Source organism: Bacteroidetes Order II. bacterium, from assembly GCA_016788705.1.
Lineage (GTDB): Bacteria > Bacteroidota > Rhodothermia > Rhodothermales > UBA2364 > UBA2364.
This window is the reverse complement of record JAEUSQ010000059.1, coordinates 8,446-32,565: the sequence shown is the minus strand read 5'-3', so window position 1 is coordinate 32,565 and position 24,120 is coordinate 8,446. Positions and strand designations below refer to the sequence as shown.

2 protein-coding genes are annotated in these 24,120 nt (G+C 51.8%); both read left to right on the top strand.

Going from position 1 to position 24,120, the window contains the following annotated elements; translation table 11 throughout:
* Positions 1–6 precede the first annotated feature (6 nt).
* Positions 7–918: an RsmD family RNA methyltransferase gene (locus tag JNN12_15310; GenBank protein MBL7979703.1), complete on the top strand. Its 912-nt coding sequence runs from the start codon at positions 7–9 to the stop codon at positions 916–918.
* Positions 919–1,178: 260 nt separating this feature from the next.
* Positions 1,179–23,984 (top strand): DUF11 domain-containing protein, encoded by a 22,806-nt coding sequence (locus tag JNN12_15305; GenBank protein ID MBL7979702.1) that lies wholly within the window; start codon positions 1,179–1,181, stop codon positions 23,982–23,984.
* Positions 23,985–24,120 lie beyond the last annotated feature (136 nt).

Sequence of the window (24,120 nt, the reverse complement as noted above, 5' to 3'; positions counted from 1 at the left end):
GCTGATATGGTGTATCAAAATGAAATTGAGCGGTACATTTGCGACTGGAACGCCTACGCGCTCCTCGACTCCGGGAACGGGGAACGATTAGAGCGCCTTGGGTCTTTTGTGCTACGCCGGCAGGATCCACGGGCATGGTGGAAGCCGGATTTGTCGGAAGATGAGTGGCGGAAAGCGGATGCAACGTTTGTTGAACAGCGGGAGGAACGGGGAAGATGGCATTTTAATCGTCCTCTTCCAGAGGTATGGTCAGTGTCATTTGCAGGGGTTTCGGTAGAAGCGCGTTTTACCGATATGTCCAAGCACATTGGTGTCTTTCCCGAACATGCACCTCATTGGGGCTTATTGGCAGCACGGATTCGGGACTTTGGCAAAGGGTTTCGTTTGTTAAACTTATTTGGATACACGGGGGTTGCCTCCTTGGTAGCAGCCTCTGTAGGGGCAACGGTTACCCATGTGGACGCCTCTCCGAAAGCGGTGGAATGGGGAAAGTCCAGTCAGAAGAGAGCCGGATTAGGGGAAAAGCCGATTCGTTGGTTGGTGGATGATGCCTATAAATTCGCATTGCGCGAAGGAAGGCGGGGGCGAATATATGATGGAATTTTGCTGGATCCGCCAAAGTATGGCCGGGGACCCAAGGGTGAAATCTGGAAAGTTGAACAAGGACTTCCGCCGTTATTGGACGCGTGTAAGACCCTCTTGAATCCGGAAAATGGGTTTTTATTGCTTACGATGTACGCCACCGATGATACGGCTTCTACAGCGGGAAATTTGCTTTATGATTTACTAAAAGACCGCCCTGGTAAACTTCGGATGGGCGAGTTAATTCTTCCGCATACGAGTAGTCCGAAACAACTTTCGGTCTCTATTTGTGGCATTTGGGAAGGGGGTATGAAAAAGATTGGTGAACGCGCCTGAATTACAAAAGAACGGCACAGTTTTGGTAATAGAGTCGGACAACCCTCTTATGGGCTGTCCGATTTCTTTTTGGGTTCGGTGTAAACGGGTTTCATTTTGAGCCTTCTGGATTGGATTATGGTTCCAGTATGCAACATAATGAGATATCAAATACGGAAATTTGGTTCATAAGTGGATAATTATCCATGAGAATAAAAATGGGCACAATCCTTGTATGAATGTTTTTGTCATTCATTTATGGGCAAACTTTTAAACCGCGTATGCCTTATTCTTTACGAAGTGTTGGGGTCATAAATCAAAATCAACGACCCTGCTCCGGCCTAAAACAAGACAATACTGGCGAAGAGTCGCCGATAATGATGAATACAATGACGCTTAACAATAATATTCAACCACCACCAGGTCTTTCCGCCATAAAAGCATTCAATTCTATGAAGGCCATGTACTCCATAACAAAGCGCTACTCCGCAGTTTTGACCGTCACTTTCTCGGTAATGATGTTTGGAATTGGGCTATTAACGCCCGTTCAAGCACAGGATCCTCAACCTTATCTACCTAAAGTGGCGGGTACGATCCGGAACTGTGCCGAGGTGAGCGCTGCTACGACTACGGACCCAGATTCTACGCCGGGGAATTATAATGATTCGGGAACAGATGCCACTTCGTCGAACGAGGAGGACGACAATGCCTGCGTCAATGTGCCAGCCTTCGACCTTGCGATCAGGAAAGTCCTGACGAGTGCCGCCACCATACTACCGGGCGGTAATGCCACGTTTAGTATCACCGTCTATAATCAAGGGGCATTTGATGCCACGAATGTGATTGTTACGGATTACATAGATCCGGCAAAGTTTGATTGTACGGCGAGTGCTGCTTTGCCTAATACAGGCTGGACTTTCGACTGTGCGAGCAATCGGGCCACCTATACCATTCCTACTGCTGCAAAAGCGGTTGCGGCAGATATGCCCACCGGAAAAGCGGCCACGCCTGTTACCATTACCCTGAAAACGCTTGGAACGGCAACAGGATCGGCTACCAATGATTCTGAAATTTCTTCGGCAACGGGCGGAACCGACATTGACTCCGCACCAGACCAGAACACGTCTAATGATGGTACGACCAAGGACGATGTACTGAATGAGTCTAGGCTTACCCCGACAGGTACGGTGGCGGACCCTGCGGCGGATGAGGACGACCGCGATCCGGCCTCGGTCTCGTTTATGCAACCTTTTGACTTGGCTTTAATGAAGACCCTCAAGGCAGGTCAAGGGCCCACCTTCCAAGCCGGTGGAACGGTGACATTTACCATTACGGTGACAAACCAAGGCGGTACCGATGCCACCAATGTTCAGCTCACAGACTATATCCCGACAGGGTTGACATTGAACGACCCCGCTTGGTCTGCTTCGGGGGGGAAGGCGACGTTACAGTCACCCATCCCCAGTTTGGCTGCAGGGGGCAGTACAACGCGAGACATTACCTTTAACATTGATGCCACTGCAACGGGTACACTCCGCAACATCGCGGAAATTTCCTCGGCAACAGGTGGTACCGATATAGATTCTACCCCCGATGGCACAAATGGTAACCAGCCTGGGGAGGTGGAGCCTGTGGCCAAGAATGATGTGATTACCGAAAACGGCACCACGGGTGGCGATGAAGACGATCACGACTGGGCCGAGATCACCCTCACCCCCATTTATGATCTTGCCCTGATCAAAACCCTCGCAGTAGGTCAGGCGGCTACGGTCACGCAAGGTTCTACGGTGGACTATGTGATCACGGTCAAGAACCAAGGCCAGGTCCCATCTGGTACCTTTGTAGTAACAGAGCAGATTCCGGGTGGGATGAGTTTTGTCAGCGCAAGTGGTTCGGGCTTTATCTGTGGTACGCCAAACTTGGCTGGTGCGGTTTCCTGTGCCCATGCTGCTGGTATAGCTGTGGGTGCTACGGCCACGATCAATCTCCGCCTAAACTTGGTTGATGCCACCCAAGGTCCTTTCCGTAACTGGGCGGAAATCTCTTCCGATAGCGGTGATGACCGCGACTCTACGCCTGACTCCAATACGGGTAAAGACGATTTAACTGGAACAGGCACCGATCCTAACGACGTGGTGAATAACCACAACAACATAGACTACACCGGAAACGACGACGAAGACGACAACGATTATGAAGACGTGGCGGGTGTTCAGGTGTATGACCTTGCACTTCGCAAGACCCTTGCGGCTGGACAAGCCAACCCTGTAAATCAGGGTGATAATGTGGACTATGTGGTGACGGTCTTTAATCAGGGCTCTGCACCATCCGGCACCTTCTCGGTGACTGACCAGATTCCGAGTGGTATGCAATACATTAATGCAACAGGAACCGGATTTGCCTGTGCGCCGAGTGGTCAGGTTTTGACTTGTAACTTCTTAGATACGCTGGCGCCGGGCAACACAGCTCAGATCAACATTCGGGTTAGGGTAACCGATGCCACACAATCCATCATGCGGAACTGGGCGGAAATATCGCTGGATAGTGGAGATGATGTGGATTCTACGCCGGATACCAATACCGGGATAGACAATGTTACCGGAACAGGTACCGACCCGAACGACGGCTCTGTTTCGGGGGGAACGGTTAAAGACGATGTAATTACGGAAAACCGTACCGCAAACCCTACCGACGATGAAGACGATAACGACTATGCTGACCTCACGGTGAATCCGGTCTTTGACCTTGCGCTGAAGAAAACGTTGGCAACGGGCCAAGCTGCTACGGTATTTCCGGGAGATAATGTAACCTTTACAATTACTGTTTATAACCAAGGTCAAGCTCCAGCTACAAATATAACGATTACAGATTATATCCCGACGGGAATGACCTTGAATGATCCGGCTTGGACAGCAGCCGGAACCAATGCCACCCGTACGATTGCGGGCCCTTTGGCTGCTGGCGCTTCTACGACGGTGGATCTGATCCTGCGTGTTGGTGCCGCTGCTCCAACTGGGCCAATCACCAACTATGCAGAAATCTCGGCAGCGACTGGTGGAACGGATATAGACTCTACGCCAGACAATAATCCATCCAATGATCCAGGTGGCGTACCGAACTCTACCACCGATGACAAAGTGGATGGCAATGCCACCACCAATCCGGCGGATGAGGACGACCACGATCCGGCTCAAATCAATGTGGCTCCGCCCCAAATCTTTGACCTTGCGCTGAAGAAAACCCTGGCGACCGGACAAGCCCCGACCGTTGCCGCTGGTGATAACGTGACTTTCACAATCACCGTTTATAACCAGGGTTCGGTTGCCGCACAAAATATTCAGGTTACCGACTACATTCCGGCTGGAATGCAGCTCAATGATACCGACTGGACGGCTGCGGGTGCTAATGCCACCATTACCATCCCAGGACCACTCGCAATGGGTGCTTCTACAACCGTAGATATCACCCTGCGTGTACTTCCAACGGCGACTGCTGGACAATTGGTGAACTTGGCAGAAATTTCAGCCGCACAAAAGATTGATGGAACGCCGGGTGTGGATGTGGATTCTACGCCGGATACCAATTCCTCGAATGACCGTGGTGGCCAAGTTGGTACACTCACCGATGATAAAATTGACGACAACAAGCCCGTTGCTGATCCGACGAAGGTGGACGAGGACGACCACGATCCAGCTGCGATCAATGTTGTCACGCTTTCACTTGGAAACCGTGTTTGGTATGATCTGAACAATAACGGGATCATAGATCCGACAGAAAGTGGTATCCAAAATGTGATGGTAAGCCTATTCCGCGATACCAACCGCGATGGCACACCGGATGGCGCTTCAATTGCCACCACCACCACCAATGCACAAGGCTATTATATCTTTACAGCCCTTACGCCTGATACCTATATCGTAGAAATCATGCCACCCACTGGATATACTTCTTCCACAGTGGATGGGGGTGATCCAGACAATGATATTGACTCCGACGACAACGGGATGGTCTTTGTTGGTGGAAAATACCGCTCGCTTCCGGTAGATGTCTTGCTGAACAGTGAGCCTACGGGCGACCTCCTCGGAACGGTGGTGGACAGCACCCCCGACAACAACAGCAACTATACCGTTGACTTTGGTCTCTGGCAACCCGTATCACTGGGTAATCGTGTTTGGAACGATGTGAACAACGACGGCATCAATCAGCCCGCAGAAACGGGTGTCTCTGGTGTGATGGTGAACTTGTATAAAGACAGCAACAAAGACGAAACGCCAGACTCCGCAACGCCTGTTGCAACCACGACCACCAATGCAGACGGTTATTACTTGTTCACGAATTTGCTCGAAGATACCTACATCGTAGAGATTATGCTCCCGACGGGGTATGCTTCTTCTACCGTAGATGCGGGTGATCCAGACACCGACCGTGACGACCTCGACGACAATGGTACAGTGGTTTCGGGCAATAAAGTACGGGCGACCAATGTAATGGTCATGGCTGGAACTCAGCCAACCGGCGAGCCTGCTACACCGGGCATTACCGATACCACACCAGATGCAAATGCCAACTATACCGTTGACTTTGGTATCTGGAAGCCAATGTCTCTGGGCAACTTGGTTTGGTATGATGTAAACAACAATGGCGTAGTGGATCCGGGTGAAAACGGCGCCTCTGGGATTACCGTTCGCCTATACCGTGATACCGACAAAAATGGTACACCGGATGGGGCGGCCATTGCCACACAAACTACGAACTCGACTGGATACTATCTCTTCACCAACCTATTGGCCGATAGTTACATGGTGGAAGTGGTTGCACCTGCAACATATGTTTCTTCTACACCTGATGCCGTAAACCCCAATACGGATCCAGACGACAACGACGATAATGGTATTGGTGCGGCTGGTGGAAATATCCGTAGTGGAACCATTATGCTCATGGCCGATGCCGCCCCAACAGGTGAGCCATCCACACCGGGCTTTACCGATGGTTCTTCTGATAACAACGCCAACTATACTTTAGACTTTGGTCTCTATCGCCCGTCTCTCTCGCTCGGGAACCGCGTTTGGTACGACGAAAATAACAACGGTCTAAACGATCCAACGGAAATTGGCCTCCCGAACGTAATGGTAACGCTCTACCGCGACACCAATAACGACGGAACGCCAGATGGCGGTGCGCTAAACTCCGTACTGACGAATACCGATGGATATTACCTCTTTACTGACCTCGCACCCGATACCTATATCGTGGAGGTGATGCCGCCAACGGGTTATATTTCCAGTACGGTAGATGCGGGTGATCCTGATACCGATGCCGACGACGCCGACGATAATGGTGTGGTGCAGGTGGGTGGAAAGGTTCGTAGCAATCCAGTTACATTGGCTACCGATGCCGAACCACAAGGTGAACCTGCTACACCGGGTTGGGCAGATGCCGTTACCGATCGCAATGCCAACTATACCGTTGACTTTGGCTTCTATAGCCCACTCTCTCTCGGAAACCGCGTGTGGTACGACCGCAACAACAACGGTATAGACGATCCAAGTGAAATTGGCGTCTCCAATGTGACGGTGCGCCTCTATCGCGATGCCAACAACGACGGAACGCCGGATGGTGCGGCATTGGCTACACAAACCACCAATGCACAAGGGTATTATCTCTTTACCGACTTATTACCCAATACGTATATCGTGGATGTCACCGCGCCTGCGGGTTATGTTTCTTCTACGCCAGATGCGGGAGATCCAGACAGCGACCGCGATGATTTGGACGATAATGGGGTTGGAACCGCTGGTGGCGTGATTATCAGCAAGTCTGTTACCTTGAGTGGTGGGACACAACCTGTTGGGGAGCCGACTACGCCTTCTATCAGCGATACCACACCAGATGCAAACGCCAACTATACCTTAGACTTTGGTATTTGGCAACCAATGTCGTTGGGCAACTTGGTGTGGGAAGACACCAACAATAATGGCTTGAAGGAAGGTGCCGAAAATGGTATTGGAAATGTGACCGTTTATCTATACAAAGATTCTGATAAAGATGAATCGCCAGATTCTCCGACATCGATTGCACAGGCTGTTACGAATAGCCAAGGCTTCTATTTGTTTACCAACTTGCCGGAAGATACCTATATCGTGGAAATCGTACCACCTGCTGGCTATTCTTCCAGTACGGTTGATGCGGGTGATCCCGATACCGATGCAGATGACGGCGACGACAATGGGGTCATCCTGACCAATGGCCGGATTCGCTCCTCCAATGTGATGTTGATGCCGGGAACCGAGCCTACGGGCGAAGGGGCCACCACAGGTTGGACAGACACCACACCCGATGCGAATGCCAACTATACGGTGGACTTTGGCCTATGGCGTGCGATGTCGCTCGGAAACCGCGTCTGGAACGACCCGAACAACAATGGTATCGAAGATGCTGGTGAAGCAGGCGTTGCTAACGTTCCGGTAAACCTCTACCGCGATAGCAACAACGACGGGTCGCCGGATGGTGCGCCGATCAAGAATATGACCACCAATGCGCAAGGTTATTACCTGTTTACCGATCTTACGCCCGATACCTATATCGTTGAAATTGTTGCGCCTACTGGCTATGTCTCATCTGCACCCGATGCTGGTGATGCAGACACCGATGCCGATGATTTGGATGACAACGGTGTTGGAAATGGTGGCGGAGCAATCCGCGCCTTGCCCGTTACTTTGGTGATCAATAGCGAGCCTGTTGGTGAATTGCCCACACTGGGCCTCTCCGATTCAGTTTCGGATCTTAATGGAAACTATACCGTGGACTTTGGTATCTATCAACCTGTTTCCTTGGGGAACCATGTTTGGGAGGACCGTAACAACAACGGTAGCAAGGATGGAACCGAGCCTGGTGTCGCCAATATCCCTGTTCGTCTGTACAAAGACAGCAACAACGACAGTAATCCAGACGGACCCGCATTGGCTACCACAACTACCAATGCACAAGGTTTCTACCTGTTTAAAGACATTGGGGCAGATACGTACATCGTCGAAATCGTCATGCCGCCAAACTATCGTTCCAGTACGGTAGATGCGGGTGATCCTGACTCCGACCGAGACGATATGGACGATAACGGTACTATATTGATTGGTGCAGCAACGGTTCGCGCACAACCCGTCACCCTAACCCCGGGCAATCAGCCCACGGGTGAAGGTGCTACACCGGGCTTGGCCGATACGACGCCAGACGCGAATGCGAACTATACGGTGGACTTTGGGATTTACTTACCGCCGAACCTGACCATTACCAAGACCCCGAATCGTCGTCGCGTAGCCGTAGGCCAAAACGTGACATGGACGATTAGGCTGACGAATACTGGCCCAGGAACCTCCTATGCGACCGAAGTAACGGATCAACTTCCGGCAGGTCTCCAATATGTAAGCAGCACTGCAACACAAGGCTCTTATAACCCTGCCACCCATATCTGGACCGTCGGAGATGTGGCGGCCAATACCACACCTGTACTGACGATGGTTACGAGGGTGCTTGCAAATGGCCCATATAAAAACATTGCCATTGTTAATGGTCCGGATGATCCACAACAGCCGTGTGACAATGATCCGACCTGCGATGAAGATGAAATTGTTCCGGACTCCACTGCCGACCTCCGTATTTACAAACGAGTAGATAAAGCGGTTGCGAATCCGGGAGAAGCCCTTTCTTACACCATTACGGTACAAAATATTGGGCCGGCAGATGCGAAGCAAACGGTACTACGTGATCCAGGCATCACGGGTGTACTCGAAAATCCGGAATATAGTGTGGATGGTGGCGCTTTTGCTGCATGGCCTGCAACAGGGGTGATCAACCTGCCAGATCCGATCCGCCCGAACCAAACGGTAAATGTGGTCATTCGAGGGACGATTCCGACGAGTTTGTGTTGCCGCATCATCGAGAATACCGCACAAGTGGATTCGCCGGATGATCCGAGTGGTCCAGAAACCTCTCTTCCGGTTAAGACCTGTATCGGCGTGCCAAACGTTACGATCGAGAAAGTGGTGAACCGTAATGCAGCCATCGTAGGAGATGAAATTGTCTATACCCTCACGGTTCGTAACCAAGGAAATGCGCCAGCCTTTAGCCTTAATGTTTCGGATGCGGGTGCGTTGGTCTTGAATAATCCGACCTTTACCATGAGTGGTGATGCCACTGGTGCTGGGGCTTGGACGGGTGCGCAAACCATTACCACCTTCACGGGTGGCAACTTTGCTCCGAACGACATCATCACCATCATTATTCGTGGTACCGTTCATCCTGAATGGCAGGGCCGTGTAATTGAGAACATCGCACAAGTGTCTTCGCCAGATGATCCGCAAGGTGTCAAGCCCTCGACTCCGGTCCAGACCGCCGTTGGCACGCCTGATCTCAATATTACCAAAACCGTTGATAAGACCGCAGCCCGCGTGGGTGAGTCGCTTACCTATACCATTGTGGTACGGAACGATGGAACCAGCGCTGCCACAGCTGTAACGATCAATGACCCGATTGCCTCGCAATTAGATACCCCAACCTATACCCTATCTGGTGATGCTACCGGAACGGGTGCTTGGACGGGAACCATTACGCCAACCCTCACGGGTGGAACATTAGCCGCTGGCGAAAGCATTACGCTTCGCATTACCGGAACCGTGGGTGCTGCCTTCCAGGGCCGCGCCATTGATAACGTAGCACAAGCGACTGCTCCAAACGATCCGACCGGGCCAGTAACCACGCCGCCCGTACAAACAGTAATCGGAACGGCAGACTTGGTGGCGGTGAAGCGTGTGGACAAAACCGCTGCACAAGTGGGCGAAGCCATCCGCTACACCATTGATGTGACCAACGTAGGAACCAGTCCGGCCACCCAAGTGACGATCACAGATGGTGGCGCGCTCTCGTTGCAAAACCCGACCTATACGGTCTCTGGCGATGCAACTGGCTCCGGAAACTGGACCGGCTCGCTGACCTTGACAACCTTTACGGGTGGTGGTCTTGCAAGTGGAGAAAGCCTGCGCATCGAAATCACGGGCAACGTAACGGCTTCGTTCCAGGGCCGCGTATTGACAAATACCGCGCAAGTTTCTTCGCCACAAGACCCAACAGGGCCGGCCAATACCGATCCGGTGAGTACGGTTGTTGGTACTGCAAAGATTACAGCTGTTAAGACCGTAAACCAAGCAGCTGCCAAACCGGGTGATGTTTTGATCTATACCATCACCGTCCGGAACGAAGGCAACAGCCCAGCTACGAGTGTAACAATCAATGATGCACAGGCCACCAACCTGACAAGCCCCACCTACAATATGGTAGGCGACGCATCGGGTAGTGGTACATGGACTGGCTCGTTGACCCTCTCCACGTTTGTTGCGGGTAATCTGGCCCCGGGTGAATCGGTGGTCATGACCATCCAAGGCACAGTTCCGGCTTCCTCTCAAGGCTCGGTGATCTCGAATGTGGCACAAGTAACTTCGCCACAAGATCCAAGCAGTCCGTTTACCACGCCGCCTGTTACTACAACAGTGGGTGCAGCAGACCTGAGTGCTTCTAAGGCAGTAGATAAAGCAACCGCTAAGCCAGGTGATACTGTTACTTATACCATTGTGGTACGCAACGACGGTCCGGCTAATGCCACCCAAGTAACCATCAATGACCAAAATGCATTGGCGCTCAGTAGCCCCACTTATGCGCTTACGGGCGACGCAACGGGTACGGGTGCATGGGCGGGAAGCCTTACCTTAAGTGGTGCCCAGTTTGCGGGCAACGCCCTTGCTTCGGGCGAGTCTGTAACCTTGGCCATTACGGGTACGGTTCCGGCCTCGGCGCAAGGCACGGTCATTAGCAATACCGCACAAATTACGTCTCCGCAAGATCCTACTGGACCAACTGTAACCCCGACGGTTCAAACGGCTGTAGGAACGGCGAGTCTCTCGGCAAGCAAAACGGTAGATAAACAAGCGGCCAAGCCAGGCGATCCGCTTATTTATACCATTGTGGTGCGCAACAACGGAACCGCAGCCGCTACACAAGTAACGGTGGATGATGGACAGGCGCTTGCCCTGACCAGCCCGACTTATGCCATCACAGGTGACGTAACCGCCAGTGGTAACTGGACAGGAAGCCTGACACTGAATGCGGCCCAGTTCCTAAGTGGTGGTTTGGCACAGAACGAGTCGTTTACTGTAACCATTACCGGTACGGTTCCAGCCTCGGCACAATCCACCGTATTGCGCAACGTTGCGTCGGTGTCCTCACCGCAAGACCCAAGTGGGCCGAAGCAAACGCCTCCGGTCGAAACCGCCGTCGGTACGGCACGCCTAAGTGCAACCAAAGCAGTAAACCGTCAAACAGCCAAACCGGGTGATACCATTAGCTATGCCATTACCATTACCAACATCGGTTCGGCAACGGCCAATACTGTAACGGTGGATGATCCGAATGCGTTGGCACTTACCAGTCCTACTTATACCGTAGTGGGTGGAACACCAGCCAGCGGTACTTGGACGGGTAGTCTGACGGTGACGCCAGCAGGTGGCCTTACCGCAGGTGAAAACATGACCGTAACCATTACTGGCGTCTTGCCACAATCGGCACTTGGTACGGTTTTGACGAACACTGCAACTGTTTCTTCGCCACAAGACCCAGCAGGTCCTGTAACGACGGCTCCGGTTCAAACGGCGGTTGGAACGGCAGACCTGAATGCGAATAAAACTGTTGACAGAACCGCCGCACAAGTGGGTGATGTGCTGACCTATACCATTACGATTACGAACGACGGAAATGCAGATGCCACAAGCGTGACTGTAAACGATGCAGCAGCACTTCAACTGGCTTCTCCAACGTTCACCGTATCGGGTGATGCTACGGCAGCTTCTGTTGCGTGGACGGGTAGTACTACCATCAGCACGTTTGCAGGTGGCGGCTTGGCCAAGGGTGAATCCGTTGTCGTGACCATCCGTGGTACGGTTCCGGCATCTTTGCAAGGGCGTCCTTTGGATAACGTTGCTACGGTTTCTTCTCCGCAAGATCCAACCGGCCCAGTAACCACGCCTGTATCGCAAACCGTTATTGGAACAGCCAAGCTAACCGTGTCCAAGCAAGTAGATCGCGACATGGCGATGCCAGGTGATGTACTTACCTATACAATTACGGTAAACAACATCGGAAGCAGTCCTGCTACGGGTGTACAAGTGACCGATGTGTTGGCTTCTACTTTGGCAGGAGCAACGTACAGTGTGAATGCCGGCCCGACGACAGCATGGCCAGCAACAGGGGTGGTCACCCTTGCCAGTCCTATTCCGGCAGGTGCCTCCGCTACCATCACCATTCGCGGGGCTGTACAAGCCAGCCAGTTAGGCAAATTGCTCGAAAATACGGCACAGGTTTCCTCGCCAAGTGATCCGACAGGTGCAACCACCTCGAATCCGGTGCGGACAGCCATAGGGACGGCAGACCTGAATGCCACGAAGACCGTAAACAGAACAACAGCACAAGTGGGTGATACCATTGTCTATACCATCACAGTACGGAACGATGGCATGGCACAAGCAACCAGCGTAACGATTGCTGACGCGGGCGCCCTCCAATTGACCAGTCCAACCTATGCCGTATCGGGAGATGCTTCAGGTAGTGGGGCTTGGACTGGTTCGCTGACACTGAATAGCTTTACAGGCGGCCATTTGGCGCCTGGCGAATCGGCAACGGTGACCATCACCGGGACCATTCCGCCAGCGGCCCTTAACTCGGCGATTAAGAACGTGGCAACGATTACTTCTCCACAAGACCCGACAGGACCAACGCCTACGCAGGAAGTAACCACCTTGGTGAATACCGCAGACCTGAATGCAACCAAAGCAGTAGATAAGACGGCGGCGAAGCCGGGTGATCCACTAACCTACACGCTTACCATACGTAATGATGGCAATGCAGCAGCGACCAGTGTGACCATCAACGATCAAGCCGCACTTATTTTGACCTCCCCAACCTACCAGATTACGGGCGATGTCCCAGTCCCGACACCGTCGGCAGCATGGCCGGGTAACGTAGCCTTCACTGGATTTACAGGCGGTAGCTTGGCGCCGGGTGAACAAATTGTGGTTACGATTTCTGGAACCATTCCGCAAACAGTACAGGGAAGTGCCTTGCGCAATACGGCGATTGTCTCTTCTCCACAAGATCCTTCTGGTCCTACAACGACCAACGAGGTATCAACGGTGGTTGGTACAGCTAAATTGGTGGCTGTGAAGACCGTGGACAAAGGCGCAGCAAAACCGGGTGATCCACTGATCTATACCATCACGATCCGTAACGAAGGCACTGCAAATGCCACGAGCATAACAGTGAATGATGCACAAGCGCTTGTATTGACAAATCCACAGTATGCCTTGAGTGGAGATGCATCCGGTAGTGGTGCTTGGACGGGATCCCTGACCTTGAATAGTTTCACCGCTGGCGGACTTGCCGTGGGTGAAAGTGTAACCGTTCAGATTTCGGGTATCATTCCCCAAACCGCACAAGGTTCGATAATTGAAAACGTGGCTTCTGTGGTTTCGCCGCAAGATCCGTCTGGCCCAGTAAAAACCGATCCGGTAACGACTACCGTCGGAACAGCAAAACTGACCGCTACCAAAACGGTGGACAAAACCGCCGCCAAGCCAGGTGACCTCCTGACTTATACGATTACGGTTCGCAACGACGGTACTGCAACGGCCAACACCGTGACAGTTGATGATGCCGATGCAATGGTGCTAACAAATCCGACCTATACGCTCCAAGGTGATGCAACAGGAAATGGAAATTGGACGGGTAGCTTGGTTGTCACGCCCAATAGCGGCCTTGCTGCTGGAGAATCCTTTATGGCGATCATCCGGGGAACTGTTCCAGCAAGTGCACAAGCTACGGTTATTAAGAACGTTGTAACCGTTTCTTCACCACAAGACCCAAGTGCGCCTGTTTCTACGCCACCGGTTAATACCAGTATTGGAACCGCCAAACTGGCCATTACCAAAGTGGTGAACAAGACCGCAGCGCAAGTGGGCGAAACACTTACTTATACCATCGTAGTGACGAACGACGGCATGGCAAATGCCGAAACCGTAACCGTTAATGACCCGCAAGCCCTTGAGTTGAATAACCCGACCTATACATTGGCGGGCAAAGCAACGGGTAGCGGTACATGGACTGGTTCTGCCGTCATAACGCCAATTGGTGGTCTCGCGGCAGGCGAAAGCTTTACCCTCTCCATAAGCGGAACGGTGAAGCAAACCTCGCAAGGGAAGGTGATCAAGAATATCGCCTCTGCTTCCTCACCGCAAGACCCATCTGGTCCGGTTAGTTCAGTCGAAGTCGCGACGGTGATAAATGGTGCGGATTTGGCGATCTCTAAAACGGTGGATCTGATTTCTGCAAAAGAAAAAGACATACTGACGTACACCTTAACCATTCGTAATGACGGTTCTGCAAATGCAAACACACTTACGGTAACGGATAATGTGGCGCTGGAAAATACAAGTTATCGCATTAATGGTGGTGCAAGTGTGTCTCCGTGGCCGGGTGTCCTGAACCTCGCCGCAGCACCGATGCCGCTTGCTCCGGGTGGAACCCTCACCATTACGATCAGTGGACGTATTCCGCAAAATGCAACGGGTATCATCGAGAACCGTGCCCAAGTTTCATCGCCCGACGATCCAACAGGCCCGGTGCTCTCGAATCCGGTTCAAACCGTTATCGTTGGTGAAAATCCTGATCTGATCATTGACAAACGACTGACCAATGTGATTGCGAACGGCAACGGAACATATAACATGAGTTTTGAAGTGGTGGTGACCAATACCGGAGATGTGGATTTGAGCAACTTCCAAGTGACCGACAATCTGCAAAACACATTCTACAATGTAACCACGCCGATTGTAAGTCATGGAGCCATTACGGGTGGAACTGTTACATTCTCTGGAACGGCCAGTGGCTCTGGTGGAAACGGTGGCTTCAACTCTGGTTTTACTGGAACACCTTCCGGTTCGATCAACTTGTTGGCCAATGGGGCAAGCCTCGCCGAAGACGGAACCGCTACGATCCGATTTACGGTAACCAATGTGCGTCCGAGCGGAAATGGCCAGTTTAATAACATCGCAACGGCACAAGGGACTACACCGCTAAACGAAACCATCTTTGCAAAGGATGATGTCAACTTTGGCTTTGGCGTTCCAGCCTTGGATGTTGAAAAACAAGTGATTGAAGTGGTGGATCAGGGTAATGGAACATTTGTCGTGACCTATGATGTGCGATTAATGAATACAGGTACAGTTCGCTTAACGAATGTTCAAGCAACCGATGATTTGCGTGCAGCGTTCCCCGCTCCGATCGCCATTACTTCGGTGCGTTCCCTCTCGGCAGATAGTAAGTCCGTATTGGCCTTGAATGGCGGCTTTACCGGAACGGGTAATAACAACCTCTTGACGGGAGGCGCTGGTTCTACAATGGATGCCGGTGCCGTAGCCACCATTCGGATGCTGGTCACCCTCACGGGTCTCCAGTCTGTGGCCAACCGTGGGCCGTTTACCAACGCTGTGACTGCTACAGCATCGGATGCAAATGGGAATGTGGTGGCGGATAACGACCGGGCGCTGCCGATTTACCTGGAAGATGCACCTGTCATTGGGGTGAGCAAAGTGGTTACTTCGGTAACAGGGGCCGCAAATGGTGCATTCGATGTGGCCTACGACATCACGGTGACGAACCTCGGAACGGTAAACCTGGAAAATGTTCAGCTATCTGAAGATCTCCATAAAACCTTTGTCGCTGGTCAGACGAGTCCTGTTCTCTCCTATGGCGTACAAAACCTGACGGTTGTTTCTGGCGCATTGTCTTTGAACAATAACTTCCTCAGCAATACCTATGTACAGGCGATCAATAATTTGGTAAACGATACCAATATGTTGGCGCCGGGCAATACGTTGGCGCCGGGGGCATCTGCCACAGTACGGTTGGTGGTGCGGGTACAACCCAGCCAAAACAATCGTGGACCGTTCAATAACGCGGTAATTGCTACTGGAGATAGTCCAAGCGGACGTCAGACCGGAGATACCTCTAATAATGGCCCGATAGACCCAGATGGGGATGGCGATCCAAATGAAAACGGGGAAAATAATGTAACTCCTGTTACCTTCGAATCTCCTGTGATTGGCGTTGCGAAAACAGTTACCAATGTGGTGAACAATAACAATGGCACCTATGATGTAACATACTTGGTGAACGTGAAAAACATGGGTCTGAGTGTACTGAACAATGTTCAGGTAACGGATAACCTCGGTACAACCTATCGGGTTGGCCAACCAGGTGGCGCAACTGCAATCCAAGTGCTGGGTGCGGCGCCAGTAACGGTCGTCAATCCGGCAACAAGCCCGACGGCTTTGGTCGCCAACAACAGCTTTAATGGGGTGGCAAACACCAACCTGCTGTCGAGCGGACGCCTGAATCCAGGTGAAGGGGCCGAGATTATGTTTACGGTGCGTGTTACGCCAGGTGGTAACCTCGGGCCATTCACTAACACCGCTATCGGTACGGGACGTGGTCCGAACGGAACGAATACCACAGATACCTCGAACTATAATCCAAGTGATCCGACGAATCCGGATCCGGATGGTGACGGGGACCCGACGAATAATAACAATGGTACGCCGGTTTCCTTCAATGAGCGTCCGGTCATTGGTATCGCGAAACAGGTTGTGAGTGTTGTAGGCCCGGCTCAGGATGCCACAATCCCAAGTGGCCAATACAAAGTGACCTACGATCTTTTGATTAAGAACCTCGGCGATGTGGACCTGAAGACAGTTCAGATCACCGATGACCTGAAAGAAACCTTTGTGGGTGCGCTCTTGCAACCAGTATTGGCTTACCGTGTGACTGCGGCAACCGTTACGCAGCAACCGACGGGTGGAACGCTGACATTAAATAATGCCTTTGTCAGCAATGCCTATAACCAAGCGACGAATACACTTACCAATGACATCCGCTTGCTTACAGCTGCTTCGAGCACGCTGCCGAAAGGTACAACGGGTATCGTGCGGATTGTGGTGCAGGTGCAACCAAGTGCTTCGTTCACTGGACCATTTGTAAACAGTGCCATGGCTTCGGCCCAAGGTCCGGGTGGGACACCCACTTCCGACGTATCAGATGCTGGTACCGAGCCGGATCCGAACAATAATGGCAATCCGTTTGAAACGGGTGAAAATGATCCGACGCCCGTTTCCTTCGAACTCCCATTGATTGGGGTGGCGAAAGACCTGTCAAAGATCAAACTGAATCCGGACAATACCACCGACATCACGTTCACGATTGTTGTTAAAAACTATGGCCGTGTGGTGTTGAATAACGTACAAGTAACAGATGACCTGGCCAGAACATTTGGTCAAGCCTTGGTTAGTGTCGTTTCGGCTCCTAAATCACTGGGTGGTGTACTGGCGACCAATCCTGCCTTCAATGGAACAACCAACCAGAACCTTCTGGCTGCTGCACAAAGGCTGAATCCTGGACAATCCGATCAGATCGAGGTGACGGTGCGTGTAAATCCGCCACTAAGCCCCGCTCCGTATTTTAATACGGCTATTGCAACGGGAACCAGCCCAACGGGAACACCGGTACGCGACGAATCGGTGATGGGTAAAGACCCCGATCCAGATGGAAATGGCGACCCGACCGACAATACCATGCCGACCGAAATCCGGATGTCCACCGATATTCGTGTGATGAAGATGGTGGATAAGGCGAATCCTGAAGTGGGCGAAAACGTGCTCTTCACTATTACGGTGGATAACCAAGGACCATATCCGGCCACCAATGTGAAGATCTCGGATGTGTTGCCGCAAGGCTTACAATATCAGATTCACCAAACGAGCCAAGGTACCTTTGATAAGAATACAGGAATCTGGGCCGTTGGCAACCTGAAAGTGGCTGAAGGGGCTACGATGGAGTTGACCGCCACACTAACTACCCCGCTTTCGGTGGTGAATACTGCTTGCTTGCATAGCTTCGATCAATCCGATCCGGATGCCTCGAACAACTGTGGCAAGGCGGTAATTGTACCGAAGAAGATGGCCGATCTTGCCATTACCAAAACGGTGGATCAGAACCGCCCGGTAATTGGCTCGACGATTGAGTACACGCTTACGGTGACGAACAAAGGTCCCGCTATTGCTACGGGCATCAAAGTGACAGATCAACTGCAGCCTAACCTACAGTATGTCAGCCATTCGTATGGTGACCCGACAGATACCTATGATCCAAGTACAGGCATCTGGAATATCGGCAACCTGATCGTCGGCCAAAATGCAACCCTGAAAATAAAAGCACAGGTCTTGCAAGGTCCGACGGTGACCAACATCGCGACGATTTCTAAGTTGGATCAGGTGGATCCCGATCCGACCGATAACCAAGCGGTGATCACCACTGCCGTAGGATCGCCTCAAGTGGATATCGTCTTGGTGAAGAAAGCCAATGGCCAGACTTCGGCTACGGTGAATCAGAACGAGGAAGTGACTTTCCAAATCACTATGACGAATCAAGGGCCAGATGATGCAAATAATATCATTGTGAAAGAACTCCTGCCAGCAGGAATCAAGTACACGAATGGATCGGCCTCGGCCTCTTCAGGAACATATGACGAGGCTGCCCGCGAATGGTCTGTACGTGCTCTTCCGGCCAACCAAACCGTGACCCTCACGTTCAAAGGCAAAGCGGAAGTGAAAGGCACGGTGGCCAATGCCGTCCAACTGGTTGCTGTAAATGAGTTCGATCGTAATCCGTCTAATAACTACGCTTCCGCGATTCTATGTGTGGAATGTGGTTCTCGGATTGCCGACCTCAAGATCACCAAAACGGTGGATGAGCAAATTCCGGCATTGGGTGATGACATTACCTTTACCATCCAGCTCTACAATGCGGGTCCGAATACGGCAACCAATGTGGCCGTTACCGACCTCTTGCCGGGTGGGGTAACCTTCATCTCCTCCAGCGACGCAACCTACAATCCGGTGGGTGGTGACAATGTTTGGAATGTGGCCTCGCTGCCCATTGACGGAAAAGCCACCCTGACGGTTAAGGCCAAGGTAACGGGCATGAACCCAATGGTGAATTTTGCTTCCGTAACCGGAATGGATCAACGCGACGATACGCAAAACGTGGCCTCGGTAACAGTTACACCGCGTATGATGACGCCGCGTACAGGTGCAGACCTCCGCGCAACCAAAGCGGTCTCGAATGCGACGCCACGTGTGGGCGATGATATCAGTTTCACAATTACGGTCTATAATGATGGGCCAGAAAATGCCACGAACGTGCGCATAAAAGATCCATTGCCACCCGGAACCACATTGGTCTCTACAAGTGGAGCCGGAACCTACGACGTGGTAACCGGATTGTGGACGCTCGGAACCATCAATAGTGGCTCGCAAGCACAGGTGGAAATGACCGTGAAAGTAGGCCAACAAGGCTTCCGCGAAAATGGTATCAATGCCTATGCAGATAACCAAGACCCGAATCCGTTGAACAATGGCAACTATGCAGCATGGTGTGCCGATTGTGGTGCGATTGATCCGGCAGACTTGGTGCTGACGAAAGCCGTTAGTAATCCGGTTCCAAAAGTTGGTGAATCCATTACCTTTACCCTTTCGCTGAAGAACAATGGCCCGAACAAGGCAACTGGTGTTGTGGTTAGGGATATCTTCCCACCAAGCCTCCAGTTTGTCCCATCTTCCGTACAGGTTTCGAGTTCAGACCTAAATTCTGCTGGAACGTTCGATGGGCTTAATTGGAACGCGGGTATTCTGGATCCGGGAACACAAATGACCCTGAAATTCGATGTATTGGTGACCAAAGACCTTGCAGTTGCCAACGTGGCCATCGTTGCTAAATCGAATATGCCTGATTCAACACCGGGATACGCCATCGTGGCGGTTACACCGCAACCAAGTGCCGGATTGGCAGACCTGACAATCACGAAAACGGTTTCCGAGCAAACTCCGATGCAAGGTGGCGAGGTAACGTTTACCGTCCGTGTGACCAACAACGGACCTTCGACGGCTACCAACCTGAAAGTTCGCGATCAATTGCCAGCAGGTCTTACGTATATCTCGGACGACGACGCAGCCAGCTACAATCCGAATGCCGGAGACTTCCTCTGGAATGTAGGTACGCTGAATGTGGGCGACTCAAAAGAACTAAAAATCCGTGTGGCAGTTGCTGCAGGGGCCAATATTGTGAATACCGCAACGGTGGAAACAATGGATCAGACCGATCCGAACGGCCCGGCTTCCAGTTCTGTGACCGTCAAGCCAATTGTGATGATGCCTGGAGCAGACATGACAATAGACATGACGAGTGCGCCAACACCAGCCACTTCTCCGGGAACGTATAAGTACATCTATACTGCACGGAATATTGGTAGTGTAGCTGCACAAGGCGTAACGTTCACCACCGTTCTTCCAAATGGCGTAACCTTCAAGCCTTCTACGGTGGCTTCCGCTACGGAATGGGCCTGCTCGAATAGTGGTCAGGTGGTGTCTTGTATCTTCTTGCCGGGTAACTTCAATCCGGGCATGACTCGCTTTGCTTCCTTCGATGTAGATGTAGCACCGGGCTTGCCGGGCGGCACGAACCTGTTTGCAAACGTTGTGGTGAATGCCACCAATGATACAAACGCCACCAATAACTACGATACAGAAACCACGGTGGTAGGTACGCCTGCTAGTGGGGCTGATATGACGATTGCTATTAGCGATTCTCCAGATGTGGTATCGCCAGGTGGTAATCTGATCTATACGTTCTTTGCGTCAAATGTCGGAACGCAACCTGCTAAGGGCGTCTCCTTTACCACTACCTTGCCCTCCGGTGTGACCTATGTGCCCGGAAGTGCAAATGGTGCGGATTGGAACTGCGTCCAAGATGGACAGAAACTGACTTGTACCTATAAGGGTACGGACTTTGCTCCGGCTACCACAAGCGTAGTCACCATCAATACGACCGTCTCTGGATCGGTACCGAATGGTACTTCTCTGACAAATGTAACGACGGTGAATGCGACGCAAGACGACAATCCGGCCAATAATAATGCGGTTGAGGTAACCTATGTGGGATCCGTTCCGAACAGTGCTGATATGGTGGTGGTGAAAGAAGGATCTGCACAACAAGTGAATGCGCCGGGTAGCCTTACCTATTTCTTCAGCGTTCATAACGTGGGTACACAACCAGCAACGGGTGTAAGCTTCACGGATCTGCTCCCCTCAGGAATGACGTTTGCTGTGGGCAGCGTGAAACCTGCTGCAGAATGGAATTGTTCGGTGAATGGCCAGGTGGTCACGTGCTCCTTCACGCCGGGAACAATGGGCGCCAATACTTCACGCTACATGAGCTTCGATGTGAATGTGGCCGCTGGTTTGGCACAAGGAACACAACTGAAAAATACCGTAACTGTAGCGGCTGCAAACGACGGCAATACGGCGAATAATACTTCTGAAGATGTGGTAACGATTGGTTCGGTCAGTACAAGCAATATAGCCATCACCAAGACTGCTCCGGCAGAGGTTGCAGCCAATAGTACATTGGCCTACACCTTGGTGGTACGCAATACAGGCAATACCACGCTCTCGAATGTGAGTGTTCGTGATGTGGCCGTCAATAATAGCCTGACCAATGTAACCTACTCACTGGATGGCATCGCCTACCAAGCATGGCCGAGCATAGGCAGCATTACGCTTCCAGGTGTGCTGAATACAGGTGAAAGCCGTAGCCTAACCTTACGTGGTACCGCACCCGCTTCCGGAATCGTTGCCAATACGGCATACGCAAGTGCTACAGGGGTGTCTGAGGTTGCTTCCAATACGGTTTCTACTACCGTTACGGCACAGCAAAATCCGGGCTTTGATGTGGTAATGTCCAAAACCGTGGATAAAACCACCCCAAATGCAGGCGAAATGGTGACCTACACCGTAACCGTTCGTAACAGTGGGCCAGGTACAGCCACCAATGTCGTGGTAAATGATAAACTTCCGACCGGACTTTCCTTCCTTCCCTTTGGTTCTTCGGCAGAATACAATGCTGCTACCGGAATATGGAACGTGGGAACCTTAACGAGCGGACAGTCGAAGTCTATCACGATTAAAGCAACGGTAAATGCGAATGCAACCGAGTCCATCGTGAATGTGGCGACCGTAGGATGTGGGAACTCTGCCCAGGTGTGTGCCGACGACAACTTGGCAAACAACGTGGCAGCCTCTATCATCAGTCCGGTTCCATGTACGCCTGCCCATCAAGGTGGCGTAGAATCTGATGGTTCACGGATCGTCCAACTGGCTACCGCACTGTTTGATTGGAATGTGAAGAAGGCTGCAAGACTGCAAACCAATGTCTTGAAGAATATTGTAACCTTCGCCGGACCAGTTACTACCGTTGCGGAAGCCATTCAAAACGCCATGACACCGCCCGAAGGATTGGAAGTATTCTTCCCGACCACTGGTCCGGAAAATGCAACCTCTACCACTTCGACGCCAGATGGTATTTTGAATCCAAGCGTATCGAATGCAAATGCAGTTTATGGAATGGATTATAGTACAGGCAATCGCCGGATTGCGGCGGGTATCGCTACCCAAACCTCGGCGGCGGTCTATCAGCACTCCAAACAAACTTGCGATCGCCTTGCTGGATCCTCGCTTGCTTCTGTAACCACCATGACGATCAATGGCAATAACTTCATCACTACCAAACTTAACCGCGACGGTATGACTGATTGCGCCATCTCGTTTGTGGCCTACAAAACGGCTTCAGGTTATGTTGTGGATAGTCGGTTCACCTTGCCGGAATACAAAATTCCGTCCGGTGCAACCAATGTGCTGAACTTCCAACTTTGGGGTACGGCACCACAATATGCCGAGTTCTTGGTGAAAGAAGTGCTGAATAAGCTGCAACAAGAGGGTGGCAGCATCACTTACCTGAACGGTGGAGCCACGGCCCCAGCAGTACCGAATATCTTTGTGAAGAGCGCAACCTATGAAAACGGAGGCTTAACCTTGGTGGTAGAGAATGGAGTAGGTGCTTCCAGTCTCCGACTCAAAGGCGCCGTTACCCGTAACGAAGGAGGCACTGCCGAGCAAAAAGACTGGACGCTTACGCTGAATCCATCACAAACCACCCAAACGGTGGTCGTTCCAACGGGTAATGTCTTCGACGTACAACTGGAAGTTTCCAACTCCACCAATGCAGACCGCGATCAGGTTTATATGCAAGATGGGATTTGGGCACATAACCCGAACGGAGGAACCGTAACGTTTGCCACCACGCCACATGCCAATTCTATTGAATTGCGTGGTTACAAAACCCTCGAACGGAGCGCCCGTGTATCGGGTCAAACTTCGGGTGTGGCCGGAAGCGACTTCGTAAGTCTGTCTCGCTACTTCAAACCGGGTTGGGGCCGTCAGGTGCTCAATGCCGCACCGGGTAGCCCGACTGGTCAGTACGATCAAATTGAGTTCTTTGCACAAGGAACTGGAACCGTTGAGGTGGCCATTAAGAAAAAGAGTACGGACTGGAACGACCTGTTCCGGACCACCATTACGCTAACCCCAACGGGCCGTGTACACCGCTACTTCTTTACCCAGTTCAAACGGACTGCGGGTGGCACCTTGCTCCCAGACGACCTCGAATCAATCGTCTTCTATGTGAAAGGTTCAGGAACCGGACGGACAAGCTTTGATCTGAATGTGCGTGACCTACGGCTACGGAATTCCTTCGTACCGAATGACGGGGAAACCGAACTGCCTGTGGAAATTGGACTTGGTCAGAACTATCCGAACCCGTTCAACCCGACTACAACGTTCAGCTTTGACCTACCTGCGGCAAGTAACGTACTTCTCGAAGTTTATGACGTTCTCGGTCGGAAGGTGAGCGAGGTGACCAAAGGCCAGTTCAACGCCGGACACCACGAAGTCCTCTTCGACGCCTCTAACCTCTCCAGCGGTACGTATATTTACCGACTGAAAGTGGGCGATAAGGTAATCACCAAGAAGATGACCCTCCTCAAGTAAACCATCGCCTTCTTAGGCTCAGATAAGCAAAGCGGCAGTCTCGAAAATGAGGCTGCCGCTTTGCATTGATGGAAGGTTGACTAAAGAAAAACGTTTGGCCGAGTAACGTAACGAGTAACGCTGCTCTTTGGCTCAA